General features: G+C 49.1%; 13 protein-coding genes. 8 read left to right on the forward strand and 5 right to left on the reverse strand.

All coding sequences use genetic code 11. The annotated features are described in order from the left end of the window. The first annotated feature begins 195 nt into the window (after positions 1-195). The 3 genes from NQ565_RS02810 (at position 196) to NQ565_RS02820 (ending at position 4711) form a co-directional block, all read left to right on the forward strand. Positions 196-2709: a YfhO family protein gene (locus tag NQ565_RS02810; RefSeq protein ID WP_005655532.1), complete on the forward strand. Its 2514-nt coding sequence runs from the start codon at positions 196-198 to the stop codon at positions 2707-2709. A gap of 420 nt (positions 2710-3129) precedes the next feature. Continuing rightward, on the forward strand, positions 3130-3462 hold the full coding sequence (gene rbfA / locus NQ565_RS02815; protein WP_005655535.1) for a 30S ribosome-binding factor RbfA: 333 nt from the start codon (positions 3130-3132) through the stop codon (positions 3460-3462). A 16-nt stretch (positions 3463-3478) separates the two neighbouring features. Further along, the gene (locus NQ565_RS02820) at positions 3479-4711 is read left to right on the forward strand and encodes an FtsX-like permease family protein (RefSeq protein ID WP_005655537.1); all 1233 of its coding nucleotides are present in this window, start codon (positions 3479-3481) and stop codon (positions 4709-4711) included. An 87-nt stretch (positions 4712-4798) separates the two neighbouring features. Here NQ565_RS02820 and NQ565_RS02825 read toward each other — a convergent pair whose 3' ends face one another. From NQ565_RS02825 to aroQ, 3 genes are all read right to left on the reverse strand, one after another. After that, a complete protein-coding gene (locus NQ565_RS02825) occupies positions 4799-5428 on the reverse strand; it encodes an O-methyltransferase (protein WP_005655538.1) in 630 nt (209 codons plus the stop codon). Positions 5429-5503: 75 nt separating this feature from the next. After that, positions 5504-6961, reverse strand: coding sequence for a pyruvate kinase (gene pyk, locus NQ565_RS02830; RefSeq protein ID WP_005655539.1), 1458 nt, complete (start codon positions 6959-6961; stop codon positions 5504-5506). A gap of 15 nt (positions 6962-6976) precedes the next feature. Further along, positions 6977-7402: a type II 3-dehydroquinate dehydratase gene (aroQ, locus tag NQ565_RS02835; protein ID WP_016660879.1), complete on the reverse strand. Its 426-nt coding sequence runs from the start codon at positions 7400-7402 to the stop codon at positions 6977-6979. A 66-nt stretch (positions 7403-7468) separates the two neighbouring features. Between aroQ and xerD the strand changes: the two genes are divergently transcribed. The 4 genes from xerD to NQ565_RS02855 all read left to right on the forward strand — a co-directional run bounded on the left by xerD (position 7469) and on the right by NQ565_RS02855 (position 13027). After that, complete coding sequence (xerD, locus tag NQ565_RS02840) at positions 7469-8419, forward strand: site-specific tyrosine recombinase XerD (protein WP_005655542.1); 951 nt, start codon at positions 7469-7471, stop codon at positions 8417-8419. Between the two features lie 135 nt (positions 8420-8554). Next, positions 8555-10246: a tetratricopeptide repeat protein gene (locus NQ565_RS02845; RefSeq protein WP_005655544.1), complete on the forward strand. Its 1692-nt coding sequence runs from the start codon at positions 8555-8557 to the stop codon at positions 10244-10246. A gap of 113 nt (positions 10247-10359) precedes the next feature. Continuing rightward, positions 10360-11439: a TlpA disulfide reductase family protein gene (locus NQ565_RS02850; RefSeq protein WP_005655545.1), complete on the forward strand. Its 1080-nt coding sequence runs from the start codon at positions 10360-10362 to the stop codon at positions 11437-11439. Positions 11440-11488: 49 nt separating this feature from the next. Next, positions 11489-13027 (forward strand): YifB family Mg chelatase-like AAA ATPase, encoded by a 1539-nt coding sequence (locus NQ565_RS02855; protein ID WP_005655546.1) that lies wholly within the window; start codon positions 11489-11491, stop codon positions 13025-13027. A 13-nt stretch (positions 13028-13040) separates the two neighbouring features. On the opposite strand, the gene NQ565_RS02860 is transcribed toward NQ565_RS02855, so the two are convergent. Then, a complete protein-coding gene (locus NQ565_RS02860) occupies positions 13041-13502 on the reverse strand; it encodes a radical SAM-associated putative lipoprotein (protein WP_005655547.1) in 462 nt (153 codons plus the stop codon). Between the two features lie 82 nt (positions 13503-13584). Beyond that, positions 13585-15648 (reverse strand): acetate--CoA ligase family protein, encoded by a 2064-nt coding sequence (locus NQ565_RS02865; protein WP_005655548.1) that lies wholly within the window; start codon positions 15646-15648, stop codon positions 13585-13587. A 218-nt stretch (positions 15649-15866) separates the two neighbouring features. Between NQ565_RS02865 and metG the strand changes: the two genes are divergently transcribed. Beyond that, a complete protein-coding gene (metG, locus tag NQ565_RS02870) occupies positions 15867-17909 on the forward strand; it encodes a methionine--tRNA ligase (protein ID WP_005655552.1) in 2043 nt (680 codons plus the stop codon). The last annotated feature ends 3 nt before the right edge of the window (positions 17910-17912 follow it).

The raw sequence follows: 17912 nt of genomic DNA on the forward strand, positions 1-17912 counted from the left end.
GATTTCCAAATTTCAGATTTATGAATTATATGATTTAGGGAAGGCAAAGGTACGATATTTCAGCAGATTTATCTATCCAACTGGTGCATAAATCAATATTTATGTATAAGTTTGCCGCTGAAATTCAGATTAGGAGTCAAGGGAGTCGACTCCTCACCCTTTCGGCTCCCCCACATAAACCATAACCCAGCAAAGATGATAAAGAAGATTCTTCCCGACTTAATTGCCATCCTGGCATTCGTCCTGATTTCTTTCGCCTACTTTTTTCCGGCGGATATAGAAGGACGTATTCTGTTCCAGCACGACACCGCCGCCGGAGCCGGCGCCGGACAAGAAGCCAAAGAGTATTACGAACAGACAGGCGAACGCACCCGCTGGACCAATTCCCTTTTCGGCGGAATGCCTACCTACCAGATATCCCCGTCCTACGACTCTACCGTACCGCTGCAATGGACACAGAAAATATACCAGCTCTTCCTGCCCACCTACGTCAACCTGACGTTTATCCTGATGCTGGGCTTCTACATCCTGCTGCGGGCATTCGGCATACCGGCATGGCTGGCAGGCTTGGGCGGCATCATGTGGGCCTTCTCGTCCTACTTCTTCATTCTGATTTCGGCGGGACACATCTGGAAGTTCATCACCCTTGCCTACATCCCGCCCACAATAGCGGGCATCGTGCTCGCCTACCGGGGCAAGCTGCTGGCAGGCGGCATACTCACAGCCTTCTTCATCGCCCTGCAAATCATGTCCAACCATGTGCAGATGTCCTACTACTTCCTGTTCGTCATCCTGTTCATCGCAGGAGCATACTTTGAAGATGCGTGGCGCAACAAGACGCTTCCCCGGTTCTTCAAGGCAAGCGCCGTACTGCTGGTTGCCGCCCTTATCGGTGTGGCCGCCAACCTTTCCAACCTCTACCACACCTATACGTACAGCAAGGAAACCATGCGCGGCAAGAGCGAGCTGGTACAGACCGGTGATGCTGCCAAGCAAACCAGCAGCGGACTGGACCGCGACTACATCACCAACTGGAGCTATGGCATCGACGAAACCTGGACGCTCCTCGTTCCCAACTTCAAAGGCGGTTCCTCCTCCGCCCCCCTCAGCCAGAGCGAAACCGCCATGGAAAAGGCCAACCCGATGTACGGGAGTCTGTACAACTCATTCCCGCAGTACTTCGGCAGCCAGCCCTGGACCGCCGGCCCCGTCTATGTGGGCGCATTCGTACTGTTCCTCTTCGTGCTGGGCTGCTTTATCGTAAAAGGCCCGCTGAAATGGGCGTTGCTGGGAGCAACCTTCTTCTCCATCGTCCTGGCATGGGGCAAGAACTTCATGCCGCTGACGGACTTCTTCATCGATTACGTCCCGATGTACAATAAGTTCCGCGCCGTATCATCCATCCTCGTCATAGCGGAATTCACCATTCCCCTGCTGGCAATCTTTGCCTTGAAGCGCGTGTTGGAAGAACCCGGAATATGGAAAGCGAACAAGAAAGCGTTCGGCATCAGCCTTGCGCTGACCGCCGGTGTAGCCCTGCTGCTTACCGTAGCGCCGGGTAGCCTCGGCTCCGGCTTCGTGCCCGCACAAGAAGCGCAGATGCTGCAAAATGCCGTCGACCAGCAGATGATACCCGCCAACGAGCTGTCCGGCATCCTCGCCAATCTCTCAGAAATGCGGGGTGCGCTTGTCAGCGCCGACGCATTGCGGAGCTTCATCATCATCTGCATCGGATGCGCACTGCTTTGGCTCCACGCGGCAGGCAAGCTGCGCCGGTCACTGACCGTTGCAGGCATCACGGTTCTCTGCCTTGTAGATATGTGGAGTGTAAACAAACGCTACCTGCACGACGAGCAGTTCGTGCCCCGTTCCATCCAAACGGAAACGTTCAGCAAAACCAAGACCGACGAACTCATCCTGCAGGACAAAAGCCCGGACTACCGCGTACTGAACTTTGCAACCGATGCCTTCAACGAGAACAACACTTCCTACTGGCATAAGAACATAGGCGGATACCATGCCGCCAAACTGCGTCGCTACCAGGAACTGATAGAACGCCACATCTCTCCCGAAATGCAGGCTGCCTATCAAGCGATAGCCGCCGCAGGCGGAGAAATGGACAGTGTGGACGCCTCCAAGTTCCGCGTACTGAACATGCTGAACACGAAGTACTTCATCCTCCCCTCCGGACAGCAGGGACAGACCGTTCCCGTCCTCAACCCTTATGCCAACGGCAACGCCTGGTTTGTGAAGAACGTGCAATACGTAAACAATGCCAATGAGGAGATTGATGCGCTCAAAACCATCCTTCCCACCGAAACCGCTGTTGTCGATGCCCGCTTCAAGAATATGCTGAAAGGGATTTCAGAGGCTCATAAAGACAGCCTTTCCTCCATTCGCCTGACAAGTTACGAACCCAACCGCCTGGTTTACGAAACGGAAAACGCGGGAGACGGCATCGCCGTATTCTCCGAGATATACTACCCGAACGGCTGGCAAGTAACCATTGACGGGAAACCTGCCGGACTGGGACGTGCGGATTATGTACTGCGCGCCTTGTATATTCCTGCCGGCAAGCATACCGTCGAGATGCGCTTCGACCCCAAAAGCCTGCATGTAACGGAAGGCATCGCCTACGGAGCATTGGCGCTGCTGGTTATCGGAGTGGCAGCCGTTGCGCTGATTGCACGCAAAAAAGCGCAAGAATAGGTAGAATCTACGGGGCAACCGGATTCATCCACATTCAATATAACAGAGTAATACGTCTTTCTCTCTATAGCGGTACGCTTTTCCTCACAGCCTTATAACAAAGATATACAGAGGAAAATCAGGTATTGCTATAGAGAGAATTCTTTTTTCTCAGGAAGAACATCGGATGTTGACTACTGTCAACAGCCCGGTTGACAATAGCCCGCCGATCCGTTGACAGCAGTAAACAGCTCTGTTGACAGTAGTCAACACCTGATGTTCCCAGTGGCCGAAACGAATGCCCTACGGATGAAAATACAATCCTGCAACGTCATAAATCAGATTCTCCTACAAGGAAAAGAATGAAAAAAATGGTATAAATCACCGGCAGAACGATATATTTCAGTAACTTTGCTTTTCAAATCAAAAAAACGATAGAGTATGGAAACTACCAGACAGAACAAAATAGCCCGTTTGCTCCAAAAGGAATTAAGCGACATCTTCCTGTTGCAAACCAAATCGATGCCCGGTATACTGATTTCGGTCAGCGCCGTACGCATCAGTCCCGATATGAGCGTGGCACGCGCCTACCTCAGCGTTTTCCCCTCTGAACGGAGCGAAGAAATCATCAAGAACGTCAATGCCAACATGAAGTCCATCCGCTTTGAACTGGGAACCCGCGTACGCCACCAACTGCGCATCATTCCCGAACTGAAGTTCTTCGTGGACGACTCGCTGGATTATCTGGAAAGAATCGATGAACTACTGAAATAGTGGTTAATCCCCAACCATGAATCTTCCTTTTTTTATAGCCCGCCGTTATCTCTTCTCTAAGAAGAAGCATAATGCCATTAATATTATATCCGGCATCTCGGTGTGCGGGGTGGCGTTGGCTACATTGGCGTTGGTGTGCACATTGTCCGTATTCAACGGATTTCAGGATATGGTAGCGGGGTTCTTCACGGCTTTCGACCCGGAGTTGAAAATCACCGTTCGGGAAGGAAAGGTGTTCGACCCGCTCGAATCGCGCGTGCAGCAAGTACGCGCCCTGCCCGAAATAGATGTATGGACGGAGACGCTGGAAGAAAACGCAATGGTGCAGTACAAGGATCGCCAGGCAATGGCGGTTATCAAAGGCGTGGAGGATAACTTCGAGCAACTGACATCCATAGACAGCCTGCTGTACGGTACGGGGAAGTTCATTTTGAACGATTCCGTTGTGGACTACGGCTTTATGGGTGTGGAGCTGGTGTCCGAACTGGGCACGGGACTTCAGTTTGTCGACCCGTTGCGAGTGTATGCACCTAAAAGGAATGTACGTGTCAACATCGCCAATCCGTCGGCGGCTTTCAACCAGGATTATCTGTTCTCGCCGGGAGCGGTGTTTGTTGTCAACCAGCAGAAATACGACTCACGCTATATCCTCACATCGTTGGGCTTTGCCCGGCGGCTGTTCAATTATGACACGGAAGTTTCCGCCATCGAACTGAAACTGAAACCGGGCAGCAACACCGATGCCGTGCAGAAGAAAATGGAACGCATCCTGGGCGACCGCTTCATCGTGCAAAACCGCTACGAGCAGCAAGCGGATGTATTCCGTATCATGGAGATTGAGAAACTCATCTCCTACCTGTTCCTTACCTTTATACTTACAATTGCCTGCTTCAATGTTATCGGTTCGCTGTCCATGCTGATACTGGATAAGCGCGAGGATACGGAGACGCTGCGCAATCTGGGCGCCGACGACCGGCTGATAGCCCGCATCTTCCTTTTTGAAGGGCGGCTGATTTCGGTGTTCGGAGCAATTGCCGGGATTGTATTGGGGCTGCTGCTGTGTTTCCTGCAACAACGCTTCGGACTTATATCGCTGGGCGGCGGCAACGGAAGTTTTGTAGTGGACGCCTATCCGGTGAGCGTGCATGCAACGGACATCATACTGGTATTCGTAACGGTTATCACCGTAGGGTTCCTCTCGGTGTGGTATCCTGTGCGGTACTTGAGCAAGCGGTTGCTTAAAAAATAAAAGCATCCTCCCCCTTCACCCGCAGAATCCCATGAACAGTATGATGCAAAGGAATTGTGAAGGGTGAAGGGGGAGGATGCAAACTTTTTATTTCTTACGTATAATCGTCAGTCCGTCGCGCAACGGCAGTATAACTTTCTCCACCCGATTATCTGCGGCAACCAGATCATTGAAAGCCTTTATCCCGATGGTCTGCAAGTCCGTGCGATGCGGTTGCTCTTCAAGAACGTGCCCGTCCCACAAGGTATTGTCGGCAATGATATAACCGCCGTCCGAAAGGCGTGCCAATACCATCTCGTAATAATCGATGTAACGGCGCTTATCACCGTCGATGAAAGCAAGGTCGAAAGTGATGTCCAGCCGGGGAACAAGTTCCAAAGCATTACCTATATAGAACTTTATCTTATTGGCATAGGGTGAGTTCTCCAGCCACGGACGGGTAAAGTCTTCCTGCTCGTCATTGATTTCAAACGTATGCAGCATTCCGTTGTCCGGCAACCCCTCTGCCATGCAAAGTGCGGAGTATCCGCTATATGTCCCGATCTCCAACACCTGACGGGGACGTATCATCCTGACAAACATCTTGAGCATACGCCCCTGCAAATGTCCCGAAGCCATGCGGGGATAAAGCAACTTGAGGTGCGTATCGCGATAAAGAGCCTTCAGATAGTCGCCCTCTTCATCGATGTGTTGCAGGATATATTCGTCTAAAGTCATATAAATTGAGAATTGAGAACTAAAAAACAAATGTCTGCCAGCGGACTGTCATTTTTTAATTCTCAATTTATAATTTTACAAGTATCTGTTACTGTTCGGAAGTACACTGTCTTCAGCATGTTTCAGGGCATCTTCCACTACGTTGATTTCGAGGAAGGATGTTTGCGTACCGGCCTTACCGCTACTCAGATAGCCCACCATGTCGGTAGGTTGCAGACGGCCTTCCTGAAGCAGGCGGCGGAGAGCGGCGAAGTAGTATTCCTGTCCGTTGGCAAGTTCGGGCATGTAGATGGCTTCTACACCGTATGAAAGCGCCAGGTGACGCATGGTCTTTTCCTTATAGCAGATGGCGAGCACCGGGTATTTGCCGCGGAATGCAGCAAGGTTGCGGGCAGTGCGGCCGCTGTAACTGTCGGTGATGATGGCGCGAATCTTCAACTTCGTAGTGGCCTTTACCGCTTGCTTGGCGAGGAAAGCCGTTACATCGTTGCTGTTTTCGTCCAAAGGAATACGGATGTCGTTATCCGCCAGTTTGTCTTTTTCCGCCTGGGCGGCAACTTTCGTCATTGTCTTGACGGCTTCAACCGGATATTTGCCGTAAGCCGTCTCACCGCTCAGCATCAAAGCATCCGTACGGTAATAGATGGCGTTGGCGATGTCGGTAACTTCCGCACGGGTAGGACGCGGGTTGGAAATCATGGTATGGAGCATCTGCGTGGCAACGATAACCGGCTTCTTGGCAAGGATACATTTGCGAATCAGCAAACGCTGGATACCCGGAATACGTTCTTGCGGAACTTCGATACCCAGGTCGCCACGGGCTATCATAACGCCGTCGGCCACTTCGAGAATCTCGTCGATATTGTCCACACCTTCCTGGTTCTCAATCTTGGCAATGATTCTGATGTCGCTGTTGTGGGCATCGAGAATAGCCTTTATATCCAGAATATCCTGTCTGTTGCGCACGAAAGAGTGAGCGATGAAGTCGATGTCTTTCTCGATGGCGTAGAGGATATTGTTGCGGTCTTTTTCCGTCAGTGAAGGCAGGTTGATGCGTACACCCGGCACATTGACACTCTTGCGGCTGCTCAAGGTAGCTTCATTCTGTACCTCGCACAGCAGGTGGTCGGCATTCTTTTCCACAACAACCAGTTCCAGGTCACCGTCGTCGATAAGGATATGACCGCCCACATTGAGGTCGTGTACAAAGTTGGGATAAGAAACGGAGATACATTCGCGGGTAGTCTGCCGGTCGGGATTGCCTACCACTTTTACACGATCGCCTGCCTTGAAGGGAATAGGCTCGTCAAGGACAGTCGTACGCACTTCGGGACCCTTCGTATCCATAAGGATAGCGATGCGGTTGGAAACCGTACGCACATTAGCTATCAGCTTCTCGAAACCTTCGCGGCCTGCATGAGCCGTATTCATACGTACTACGTTCAAACCTGCGTCGAACAACTGTTTTATAAAATCAACATCGCAACGCTGATCGGAAATCGTTGCAACGATTTTTGTCTGTTTCAATAGCATAATCTTGTACCTATTTTATATTAATAATTCCTTTAACGCTTCCAATGCCAGACGGTAGGAGTTCAGCCCAAAGCCGCAAATAACACCCCGGCAGGCACAAGCTATCATGGATACGTGGCGAAACGACTCCCGGGCATGCACATTGGAGATATGAACCTCAATCACCGGAGCAGTGACCGACCGGATCGCATCTTGCAGGGCAATGGACGTATGGGTATAGGCCCCCGCATTCAGGATGATGCCGTCCGCATCAAAACCCACCTGCTGTATCTTGTCTATCAACTCTCCTTCGATGTTGGATTGGAAATAGTCTATCTGTACATCCGCATACTTCTCGCGGAGTCCGGCAAGGTAGTCTTCAAAAGTAACACTGCCATAAATGGAAGGTTCGCGTTTACCCAACAGATTTATATTGGGGCCGTTAATAATCTGTATTCTCATAACACATTTTTTTATACCTTTGTCCACAGAGAACATTCTTTCAAGGTGCAAAGATAGGAAAAAGTAATGAAAGTAGAAGAGAATTTGACGAATAAGGAAAAACGAGCGGTGATAATCAGAAAGTATCAGCAATATCTCAAGCTGGAGAAAGCGCTTTCGCCCAATACGCTCGATGCCTATATGACGGACCTACAGAAACTTCTGCACTTTCTGGAAGGAGAGAATATAGAAATTCCGGACGTAACACCGGATGATTTGCAACGCTTTGCCGCAGGACTCCACGACATCGGTATCCATCCCCGTTCCCAAGCCCGGATACTCTCCGGAATCAAATCGTTCTTCCACTTTCTGGTGATTGCCGACTATCAGGAAGCCGACCCGAGCGAGCTGCTGGAAGGTCCCAAAATCGGGTTCAGGCTACCGGAAGTGCTCACCGTTGAAGAAATCGACAGAATCATTTCCACCGTAGACATGGAGAAGAAAGAGGGACAACGCAACCGGGCTATTCTAGAGACACTGTACAGTTGCGGGTTACGCGTGTCGGAACTGTGTAACCTGAAAATCTCCGACCTCTATTTTGAGGAAGGGTTTATTAAGGTAGAAGGCAAAGGCGGCAAACAGCGTTTAGTACCTATCTCGCCTCGTGCAATCAAGGAGATAAAGTATTGGTTTGCAGACCGCAACCTGGGAAAAATAAAGAAAGGATACGAGGATTACGTATTTCTGGCACGATGGGGTAATAATATCTCCCGCATCATGGTGTTTCACATGATAAAAGAGCTGGCAGAAAAAGCCGGCATCACCAAGAATATCAGTCCGCATACGTTCCGCCACTCCTTCGCCACCCATCTGCTGGAAGGCGGCGCCAATCTGCGGGCCATCCAGTGCATGTTGGGACATGAATCCATCGCCACCACTGAAATCTATACACATATCGACCGGAACAGACTCCGAAGTGAAATTATCGAGCATCATCCCCGCAATATTAAATACAGGAAAGAGCATGGCGTTTATTAAATTATAATAAATGTGATAGTATTATTAACAAATTGCCAAGAGAATTAATATCTTTGCAAAGCTATATATATAGGAATATAGCAACTAATTGTGAATGGACAAATTTCAATTACAAACAATTAATTTATATCTAAAATGACTAAAAAATTGTATCTGCCTTTGTTAGTGGCACTTGTTGCTGTTTTGACATCATGCAGCAGCAAAATGGGTGAACTGTCTTCTGACTATTTCACAGTGACTCCGCAAGTATTGGAAGCCGTAGGCGGTAAGGTACCTGCTACAATTAACGGTAAATTCCCTGAAAAGTATTTCAAGAAAAAAGCTGTAGTGGAAGTTACTCCGGTTTTGAGATGGGAAGGCGGCGAAGCTAAAGGTCAGCCTGCCGTATTCCAGGGTGAAAAAGTAGAAGGCAACGACCAGACTATCTCTTACAAGGCTGGTGGTAGCTACACAATGAAGACTTCTTTCGACTATGTTCCCGAAATGGCTAAGTCTGAATTGTACTTGGAATTCAAAGCTAAAGTTGGAAAGAAAGAAGTTACTATCCCTGCTGTAAAAGTAGCCGACGGTGTTATCTCTACTTCCGAACTGGTTGGCCAGACTTTGGGCAGCGCTAATCCTGCTAACGGTGACGACGCTTTCCAACGCGTAATCAAAGAAAAATATGATGCAAACATCATGTTCTTGATCCAACAGGCTAACATCCGTTCAAGCGAGTTGAAAACTGCCAAAGCATTCAACGAAGAAGTTAAGAACATCAACGAAGCTGCCAACAAGAAGATCAGCAACATCGAAATCTCTGCATACGCTTCTCCCGATGGTGGCGTTGAGCTGAATACTGGTCTGGCTGAAAACCGTCAGAACAATACAGCCAAAGTTATCAACAAGGATTTGAAGAAGAGCAAAATCGAAGCAGCTGTAGATACTAAATATACTGCACAGGACTGGGAAGGTTTCCAGGAACTGGTCAGCAAATCCAACATCCAGGACAAAGAGTTGATTCTCCGCGTTTTGTCAATGTACTCTGATCCTGAACAAAGAGAACAGGAAATCAAGAATATCTCTTCTGTATACAGCACTTTGGCAGAAGAAATCCTTCCGCAACTGCGTCGTTCTCGTCTGACTTTGAACTATGACGTAATCGGTAAGTCTGACGAAGAAATCGCATCTTTGGCTGACAGCGATGCTAAGCAACTGAACATCGAAGAACTGCTGTATGCAGCTACTCTGACTAACGATCCTGCTAAGCAAGAAGCTATCTTCACCAAAGCTACTCAAATCTACCCGAACGACTACCGTGCATACAACAACCTCGGTAAGTTAGCTTACCAAGCCGGTGATTTGGACAAGGCTGAAGGCTACCTGAAGAAATCTCTTTCTATCAAGGATTCTGCTGAAGCTAACATGAACATGGGTCTCGTAGCTTTGAGAAAAGGCGACAAGGCAGCAGCTGAAACTTACCTGGGCAAAGCTTCCGGTACTAAGGAACTGAACGAAGCTCTGGGTAACCTGTACATCGCTCAAGGTCAATATGACAGAGCCGTTAACGCATTTGGCGACACTAAGACCAACAGTGCAGCTTTGGCACAAATCCTGGCTAAGGACTACAACAAGGCTAAGAGCACATTGTCAAGCATCGCTAAACCGGACGCTTACACTGACTACCTGATGGCTGTTGTAGGTGCAAGAACCAACAACTCTTCTATGGTTATGGACAACCTGAAGAAAGCTGTTGCCAAAGATTCTTCACTGGCTAAGAAAGCTGCTTCTGACTTGGAATTCTCCAAATACTTCACGAATGCAGACTTCATGAATATCATCAAATAATAAAGGTTATAAGATGAAAAGAAGTGCCCGGCATAGAAATATGTCGGGCATTTTTTTTTATTCACACCAAAAAGAACTACTTTCGCAGCAACGTATCAGAAGAAGAAAGCCGTATGAAGAATATTTATCTTGCATATTTCCTGATTATCATGCTATCCGCTTGCGGTGGCAAAAGCTCCGACACAGTCAGTCTGAGCGGAGAAATCAAAGGTTTGGGAAATGACACCTTATATATATACGGTGCAGACGAAATGTACGACCGCATGGATACCCTGCCCGTTGAGAACGGCAAATTCTCGAAAACACTCTCTCCGGATACCTTGGTAGCTGCATGGCTGTTGTTCAGCGACGGCAGCCGATACCCTTTCTTCATGGATAAAGGTGACAAAATACACATAAAAGGCTCTGCTGCCGAACTAAACAGTATGGAAATAACCGGCAACCCACACAATGAAGAGTTGACCGCCTTCCGGAAAGAGCTGAAAGGATTGGGCAAACCGTCTGAAAAAGTCCTGGAAGAGAAAGCCGGCAAATTTATCAATGAGCATCATTCCTCTTTAGCGAGTATCTACCTGCTTGACAAGTACTTCGCACAAAAAGAAAAGCCGGATTATACCCTAATCAAACAACTGACCGAGCACATGACGGGAGAACTGAAAGACCGTCCCTATATCGACGGGCTGCTCGACCGCATCCAGGAAGAAGAAAAGGCTGCGACCGGAAAGACTGCCGCCTACTTCCGCCTGCCCAACGCCGAAGGGAAGCAGATAACCCGTTCGAACTTCAAAGACCAATACCTGCTAATACACTTCTGGGCTTCCTGGAATACCGTGAGCCGCGACAGCAATGCTGTTTACCGCAGAATCTACAGGAAAGGACAAAAGAACAAGAAATTCGCGCTTTTAGGAATTTCTTTAGACCTCAACAAAGACAATTGGAAAAAGGCTATCGAAACAGATACCCTGAAATGGGAGCAAGCATGCGACCTTTCCGGCTGGGAGACCGGAGTTGTAAAGCAACTTGCCATAAGAACCCTGCCTGCCAATGTACTGCTCAGCCCTTCCGGAAGGATTGAAGGAAAGAACCTGAGTGAAGCGGCTATCGAAAAGAAGCTGAAAGACATAGAAGAACAAGAGAAGAAAGAAAAAGAAAAGAAGAGGGAAATAGAGAACGAAAGGAAAAAGAAACGATAACTTTTCTATCGGTAATCACTAAACCCTAATCACTAAACACTCAAATTACATGCTCATCAAAGTTTTTGGAGCGGCTGTTCAAGGTATTGATGCAACCCTCATCACTATCGAAGTCAACAGCTCCAGAGGCTGTATGTTCTATCTCGTCGGCTTGCCGGACTCTGCTGTCAAGGAAAGCCACCAACGCATCATTTCCGCACTGCAAGTAAACGGTTACCGGATGCCTACCAGCAATATCGTCATCAACATGGCACCGGCTGATATCCGCAAAGAAGGCGCCGCCTACGACCTGCCGTTGGCTATCGGCATGTTAGGTGCCAGCGAAGTAATCAAACCGGACAAGTTGAGCCGCTATCTGTTAATGGGAGAACTAAGTCTCGACGGCAGCCTGCAACCCATTAAAGGCGCACTGCCCATTGCCATAAAAGCCAGAGAACTCGGTTTTGAAGGAATCATCATACCCAGACAGAATACACGGGAAGCCGCTGTTGTAAATAACCTGAAAGTTTACGGAGCAAAGAACCTGAAAGAGGTCATCGAGTTCTTCAACGACAAACAGGAACTGGAGCTGGTACATGTCGACACCCGTAAAGAGTTCTATACCCGGCAGAATGACTTTGATCTGGATTTCTCCGACGTGAAAGGACAGGAAAACGTAAAACGCGCGTTAGAGGTAGCGGCTGCAGGCGGACATAATATTCTACTGATAGGTGCTCCCGGCAGCGGAAAATCCATGCTTGCCAAGCGCCTTCCCTCTATCCTCCCCCCGTTAACATTGGGCGAAAGCCTTGAAACCACCAAGATACACTCTGTTGCAGGGAAGCTGGAACAGGAAAGCGGACTTATCTCCAAACGACCGTTCCGCGCTCCTCACCACACAATTTCTACTGTAGCCATGACAGGAGGCGGCAGTTTCCCACAACCGGGAGAAATCAGCCTGGCACACAACGGAGTCTTATTCCTCGATGAGTTGCCGGAGTTCAATCGAAATGTACTTGAAGTACTGCGCCAGCCGCTGGAAGACCGGGAAATCAGCATTTCCCGAATTAAATGCAATGTCAAATATCCGGCCAGCCTGATTCTCGCAGCATCCATGAACCCCTGCCCTTGCGGATACTACAACCATCCTACCAAAGCCTGCGTATGCAGCCCGGGGCAAGTACAGAAATACCTGAACCGCATTTCGGGACCTTTGCTCGACCGTATCGACCTGCAAATCGAAGTCATCCCCGTTCCCTTTGAGAAGATGTCGGATGCACGTCCCGGTGAATCGAGCACCCTCATTCGGGAACGCGTAGTACGCGCACGTCAGACCCAATCCGAAAGATATGCCGAAATTCCCGGTGTATATTGCAATGCACAGATGAACAGCAAATTACTTGCCCGTTATGCCCGTCCCGATGATAAAGGGCTGGCACTGCTGAAAACGGCCATGAACCGCTTCAACCTCTCGGCACGCGCCTACGACCGCATCTTAAAAGTCTCACGTACCATCGCCGATCTTGAGGGCTGCGAACTGATACAGCCCTCGCATTTGGCAGAAGCAATCGGATACAGAAACCTGGACAGGGAAGATTGGGCCGGATAGCCCTGTATCAGTCTTATATAGCCCTCTTTTTCAGTTTAAAGACTACCTCTCTGTCATCTTTACCTTCATACCTGCCGTTTCCACCTTTCGGATTCATCTTTATATCCACAGAATCGGTCTGGTAAACCCCGGTAAGGTCCTCACAGATAATACGGAAGTCCTGATAACCGGTTATGGTATTCTGATAAAGATACTCTCCGTTTTCTTTGGTATAAACCGTATCGGATAAAACAGCATAGCCATATGAACCGTCGGCAGGAGAAGCTATATGCTTTACCAGAATTCTGGCATCGGGCACAACCTGCCGGCTCTCTCCCAGTACTTTACCTCTGAATTCATATTTGGCATAAGAAGTACAATTCTCACTTCCTGCCCCCATACTGTTTTCATCGCAATATGCGAACCCCAATAAAATCAATGCACCGAACATCACGCCGTTGAAAATTCTAAGCCATTGTTCTTTTTCTCTCTTCATAGTGTGTTTATAGTCTAAGTTATATCCTATAAACGCCTATCCCAACAAAATACTGCACAACAACCCGACTTTTAACGTATAATCAGTTCTTTTCTATTCTGATGCGGGCATCCACTGCTATTACGTACTTTTCCGTGGCCAACAACGGATTGATATCCATTTCCTTAATTTCCGTAGCAAAGCGCAGCAAAGTGGACAAGCGGACAATAATTTCGGCAAACCTGTCCTCATTCACCCCTTTCTGCCCGCGCGTGCCTTTTATTATCTTATAGGCGCGCAACGAATGAATCATCGAATAAGCCTCCTCATAAGACAAAGGAGCCAGACCGGAGGATACGTCTTTCAGCACCTCCACAAAGATACCGCCCAAGCCGCAAAGCACTACATGCCCGAATTTCTCCTCATACTTGGCTCCGATAAACAGTTCCGTTCCTTTCAACATAGGCTGCACCATGATACCCGTTACTTCCGGAATCTGCATCATCCGTTCAAACTCCAACGCCAGATGCTGTTCACTCTTTATATTCAGTACCACACCGCCTACATCGGATTTATGCACAGGCCCCACCACCTTTGCCACTACCGGGAATCCGGCACGACGGGCAAATGCAAGCACCTCTTCCTTGTTTGCAGACACAAACTCCTCCACTACAGGAATACCGGCAGAATGCAGCAAAGCCTGCACGTAATGCGGTTCTATATAACCGTTTTCGGGGATGGAATCAATGATGCGGCGGATGCGCGGAACATCCACGCCAAACAGCTCTATTTCATTATTTGCCGGTTTCGAGGCATTCATAATGCGCGATAAAGCCGTACCCAACGTCACTTCATCGGCAAAGTTCACGTGACCTTTGGCAAGAAAAGCGGCCACTTCGGCTCCTGCCGTATTAATGGACGGGAGAATAGGGAATATCGGTTTCCTGCAAGCCTGCATCTTCTCATGCAGCACATCGTACATTTCGAACATGGTGACCAATCCCGGTGTACCGAAAATAGCCATTACCGCATCCACATTATCAAACTTCTCTTCGCAATATTCCAAACAAAGCCGCAGATGCTCAGGCGTACCCGTAGCTAAAATATCTATTGGATTACCAACAGCAGCTCCCGGAAAAAGCTTGCTTTTCAGCTCTTCGGCAAGCTCACCTTCCAGCTTCGGCACATTCAGTCCGCCCTTGCTCAAGGCATCGGTCAACATCACCCCCGGTCCGCCGGCATGGGTGATAATGGCAAAATTCTTTCCTTTCAGTTCCGGCAAAGTGAAGATACATCCTACCGTAGTCAGCTCTTCACGGGAGTAGCAACGTACGATACCTGCTTTACGGAACAAAGCCTCCACCGCCGAATCGGAACTGGCGATAGCTCCCGTATGCGAGGATGCCGCACGGCTGCCACTCTCACTGCTTCCCGACTTGATAGCCGCAATCTTACATCCTTTTCTTATCAGAGAAGAAGCATGGAACAGCAATCTGTCAGGGTCGCCTATACTTTCTATATAAAGCAGTTTTATCCTGGAATCGTTTTCAGCATCGAAATGCTCGTCCATATATTGCAGCACATCTTCCACTCCAATCTGTTTGGCATTGCCCACAGACCATACGGAATTGAACTGCAAGCCTTTAGTTACCGCGCTCTCCAGAATAAACACCGCAGTGGCCCCGGAACTGGAAATCAAATCAACACCCTGCGGGTTCAAATTGGGAATAGGCTGGCTGAACACGCTATGATGCCACGTATTCATCAGCCCGATACAATTGGGACCTATCAACGAAGCGCCGTACTTATTCACTGTTTCCAGAATACGGTCTTCCAACAACGCCCCTTCATGCGTTTCCTCTCCGAAACCTGCAGAGAGAATGATGAACGCACGTACCTGCTTTTCCGCAGCAAGCAATTCTACCGCATCCGGACAAAAAGATGCCGGTATGGCAAGTATTGCCAAGTCCGTATCCGGAATATCCTTTACATCAGCATACGCTGTAACGCCCTGTACTTCTGCTTCTTTCGGATTGACGGCACGCAGTTCTCCGGTATAACCGCCATTAATCAGATTTCTCAAAATAGCTCCACCGGGTTTATGTACATTGTTGGAAGCTCCCACCACCACAATACTGGCAGGACGCAGCAATTGGTTTGTTATCATAGTCTGTTCATATTAGTAAAGTACGACAATCGCACAAATATACAATTTATATACATAATGACAAGAAGATAACCTTTTAATATTACCGTATCCTTGTTCTTCCAAAGACGAAATATTCCGGACACGAAGTATATAGGGCTCTTTTTGTAGGTTTAAGAGAAAACCGTTATCTTTGCACTGCTTAAAAGTGTTCATAACAAAAGAGATACATAGATACAATGGAAAAGAAATTCAAGCGTACCACCGTGACATCGGCGTTGCCCTATGCCAACGGCCCCGTTCATATCGGACACTTGGCAGGGGTGTATGTACCTGCCGACATCTACGTCCGCTACCTGAGACTGAAAAAAGAAGACGTAGTCTTTATCGGCGGCTCCGACGAACACGGAGTGCCCATCACCATCCGTGCCAAAAAAGAAGGGATTACACCGCAAGATGTAGTAGACCGCTATCATACGCTTATCAAGAAGTCTTTTGAGGAATTCGGCATTTCGTTTGACGTATACAGCCGTACTACTTCAAAAACGCATCACGATACAGCTTCCGAATTCTTCCGCAAACTGTACGATAAGGGCGAATTCATCGAAAAGACCAGCATGCAATACTACGACGAGGAAGCCAAGACTTTCCTTGCCGACCGCTACATCACCGGCGAGTGTCCGCATTGCCACGCAGAGGGCGCTTACGGCGACCAATGCGAGAAATGCGGTACAAGCCTCAGCCCTACCGACCTGATTAATCCGAAAAGCGCCATCAGCGGCAGCCAGCCCGTAATGCGCGAAACCAAGCACTGGTATCTGCCCCTCGACAAACATGAAGCATGGTTGCGCCAGTGGATATTGGAAGACCATAAAGAATGGCGTCCCAACGTGTATGGCCAATGCAAGAGCTGGCTCGACATGGGCTTGCAGCCGCGTGCCGTGAGCCGCGACCTGGATTGGGGTATTCCCGTTCCGGTAGAAGGCGCCGAAGGTAAGGTGCTTTATGTATGGTTCGATGCTCCCATCGGTTATATCAGCAATACCAAAGAACTGCTGCCCGACTCTTGGGAGAAATGGTGGAAAGACCCTGAAACACGTCTGGTTCACTTCATCGGAAAAGACAACATCGTATTCCACTGCATCGTATTCCCCGCCATGCTGAAGGCGGAAGGCAGTTATATCCTGCCCGACAACGTGCCCAGCAACGAGTTCCTGAATCTGGAAGGAGACAAGATTTCCACTTCACGCAACTGGGCCGTATGGTTGCACGAGTATCTGGAAGACTTCCCCGGCAAGCAGGACGTGCTGCGCTATGTGCTCACTGCTAACGCTCCGGAAACAAAAGACAACGACTTCACTTGGAAAGACTTCCAGGCACGTAACAACAACGAGCTGGTAGCGGTATACGGCAACTTCGTAAACCGTGCCCTGCAACTCACCAAGAAATACTTCGACGGTGTAGTGCCCGCTGCCGGCGAACTGAACGACTACGACCGCGAAACACTGAAAGAGTTTGCCGACGTAAAAGAAGAAGTGGAGAAGCTGCTCGACGTATTCAAATTCCGCGATGCGCAGAAGGAAGCCATGAACCTGGCACGTATCGGTAATAAATATCTGGCAGACACCGAACCCTGGAAGCTTGCCAAGACGGACATGCCGCGTGTAGCCACCATCCTGAATATCTCCCTGCAGCTGGTTGCCAACCTCGCCATCGCTTTCGAACCGTTCCTGCCGTTCAGCAGCGAAAAGCTCCGCAAGATGCTGAACATGGACAGCTTCGACTGGGCAGAGCTCGGCCATACAGACCTGCTCCCCGCCGGACACCAACTGGCAACTCCCGAACTGCTGTTCGAGAAGATTGAGGATGATGTTATCCAGGCACAGGTAGACAAACTGCTCGCCACCAAGAAAGCAAACGAGGCAGCCGGCTACAAAGCCAATCCTGTCAAGCCCGTTATCTCATTCGAGGACTTCGAGAAACTGGATATCCGCGTAGGAACCGTATTGGAATGCGAAGCCGTACCCAAGATGAAGAAGCTATTGAAGTTCAAGATAGCCGACGGACTGGAAAACCGTACTATCGTCAGCGGCATCGCCCAGCACTACCAACCGGAAGAGCTGGTAGGCAAGCAGGTACTGTTCATCGCCAACCTGGCTCCCCGCCAATTCAAGAACGGACTGGTGAGCGAAGGCATGATACTTTCTGCCGAAAACTATGACGGCTCACTGGCAGTAACCTCACTGTTGCGTGAAGTAAAGCCCGGCAGTGAAGTGAAATAATCC

The sequence above is a fragment of the Bacteroides stercoris ATCC 43183 genome (assembly GCF_025147325.1).
Classification (GTDB): Bacteria; Bacteroidota; Bacteroidia; order Bacteroidales; family Bacteroidaceae; genus Bacteroides; species Bacteroides stercoris.

Excerpts from the sequence above, each read along its gene's own strand:
- NQ565_RS02810 (WP_005655532.1), top strand. The coding sequence starts at position 196 with ATGATAAAGAAGATTCTTCCCGACTTAATTGCCATCCTGGCATTCGTC.
- rbfA (WP_005655535.1), top strand. The coding sequence starts at position 3,130 with ATGGAAACTACCAGACAGAACAAAATAGCCCGTTTGCTCCAAAAGGAA.
- NQ565_RS02820 (WP_005655537.1), top strand. The coding sequence starts at position 3,479 with ATGAATCTTCCTTTTTTTATAGCCCGCCGTTATCTCTTCTCTAAGAAG.
- NQ565_RS02825 (WP_005655538.1), bottom strand. The coding sequence starts at position 5,428 with ATGACTTTAGACGAATATATCCTGCAACACATCGATGAAGAGGGCGAC.
- pyk (WP_005655539.1), bottom strand. The coding sequence starts at position 6,961 with ATGCTATTGAAACAGACAAAAATCGTTGCAACGATTTCCGATCAGCGT.
- aroQ (WP_016660879.1), bottom strand. The coding sequence starts at position 7,402 with ATGAGAATACAGATTATTAACGGCCCCAATATAAATCTGTTGGGTAAA.
- xerD (WP_005655542.1), top strand. The coding sequence starts at position 7,469 with ATGAAAGTAGAAGAGAATTTGACGAATAAGGAAAAACGAGCGGTGATA.
- NQ565_RS02845 (WP_005655544.1), top strand. The coding sequence starts at position 8,555 with ATGACTAAAAAATTGTATCTGCCTTTGTTAGTGGCACTTGTTGCTGTT.
- NQ565_RS02850 (WP_005655545.1), top strand. The coding sequence starts at position 10,360 with ATGAAGAATATTTATCTTGCATATTTCCTGATTATCATGCTATCCGCT.
- NQ565_RS02855 (WP_005655546.1), top strand. The coding sequence starts at position 11,489 with ATGCTCATCAAAGTTTTTGGAGCGGCTGTTCAAGGTATTGATGCAACC.
- NQ565_RS02860 (WP_005655547.1), bottom strand. The coding sequence starts at position 13,502 with ATGAAGAGAGAAAAAGAACAATGGCTTAGAATTTTCAACGGCGTGATG.
- NQ565_RS02865 (WP_005655548.1), bottom strand. The coding sequence starts at position 15,648 with ATGATAACAAACCAATTGCTGCGTCCTGCCAGTATTGTGGTGGTGGGA.
- metG (WP_005655552.1), top strand. The coding sequence starts at position 15,867 with ATGGAAAAGAAATTCAAGCGTACCACCGTGACATCGGCGTTGCCCTAT.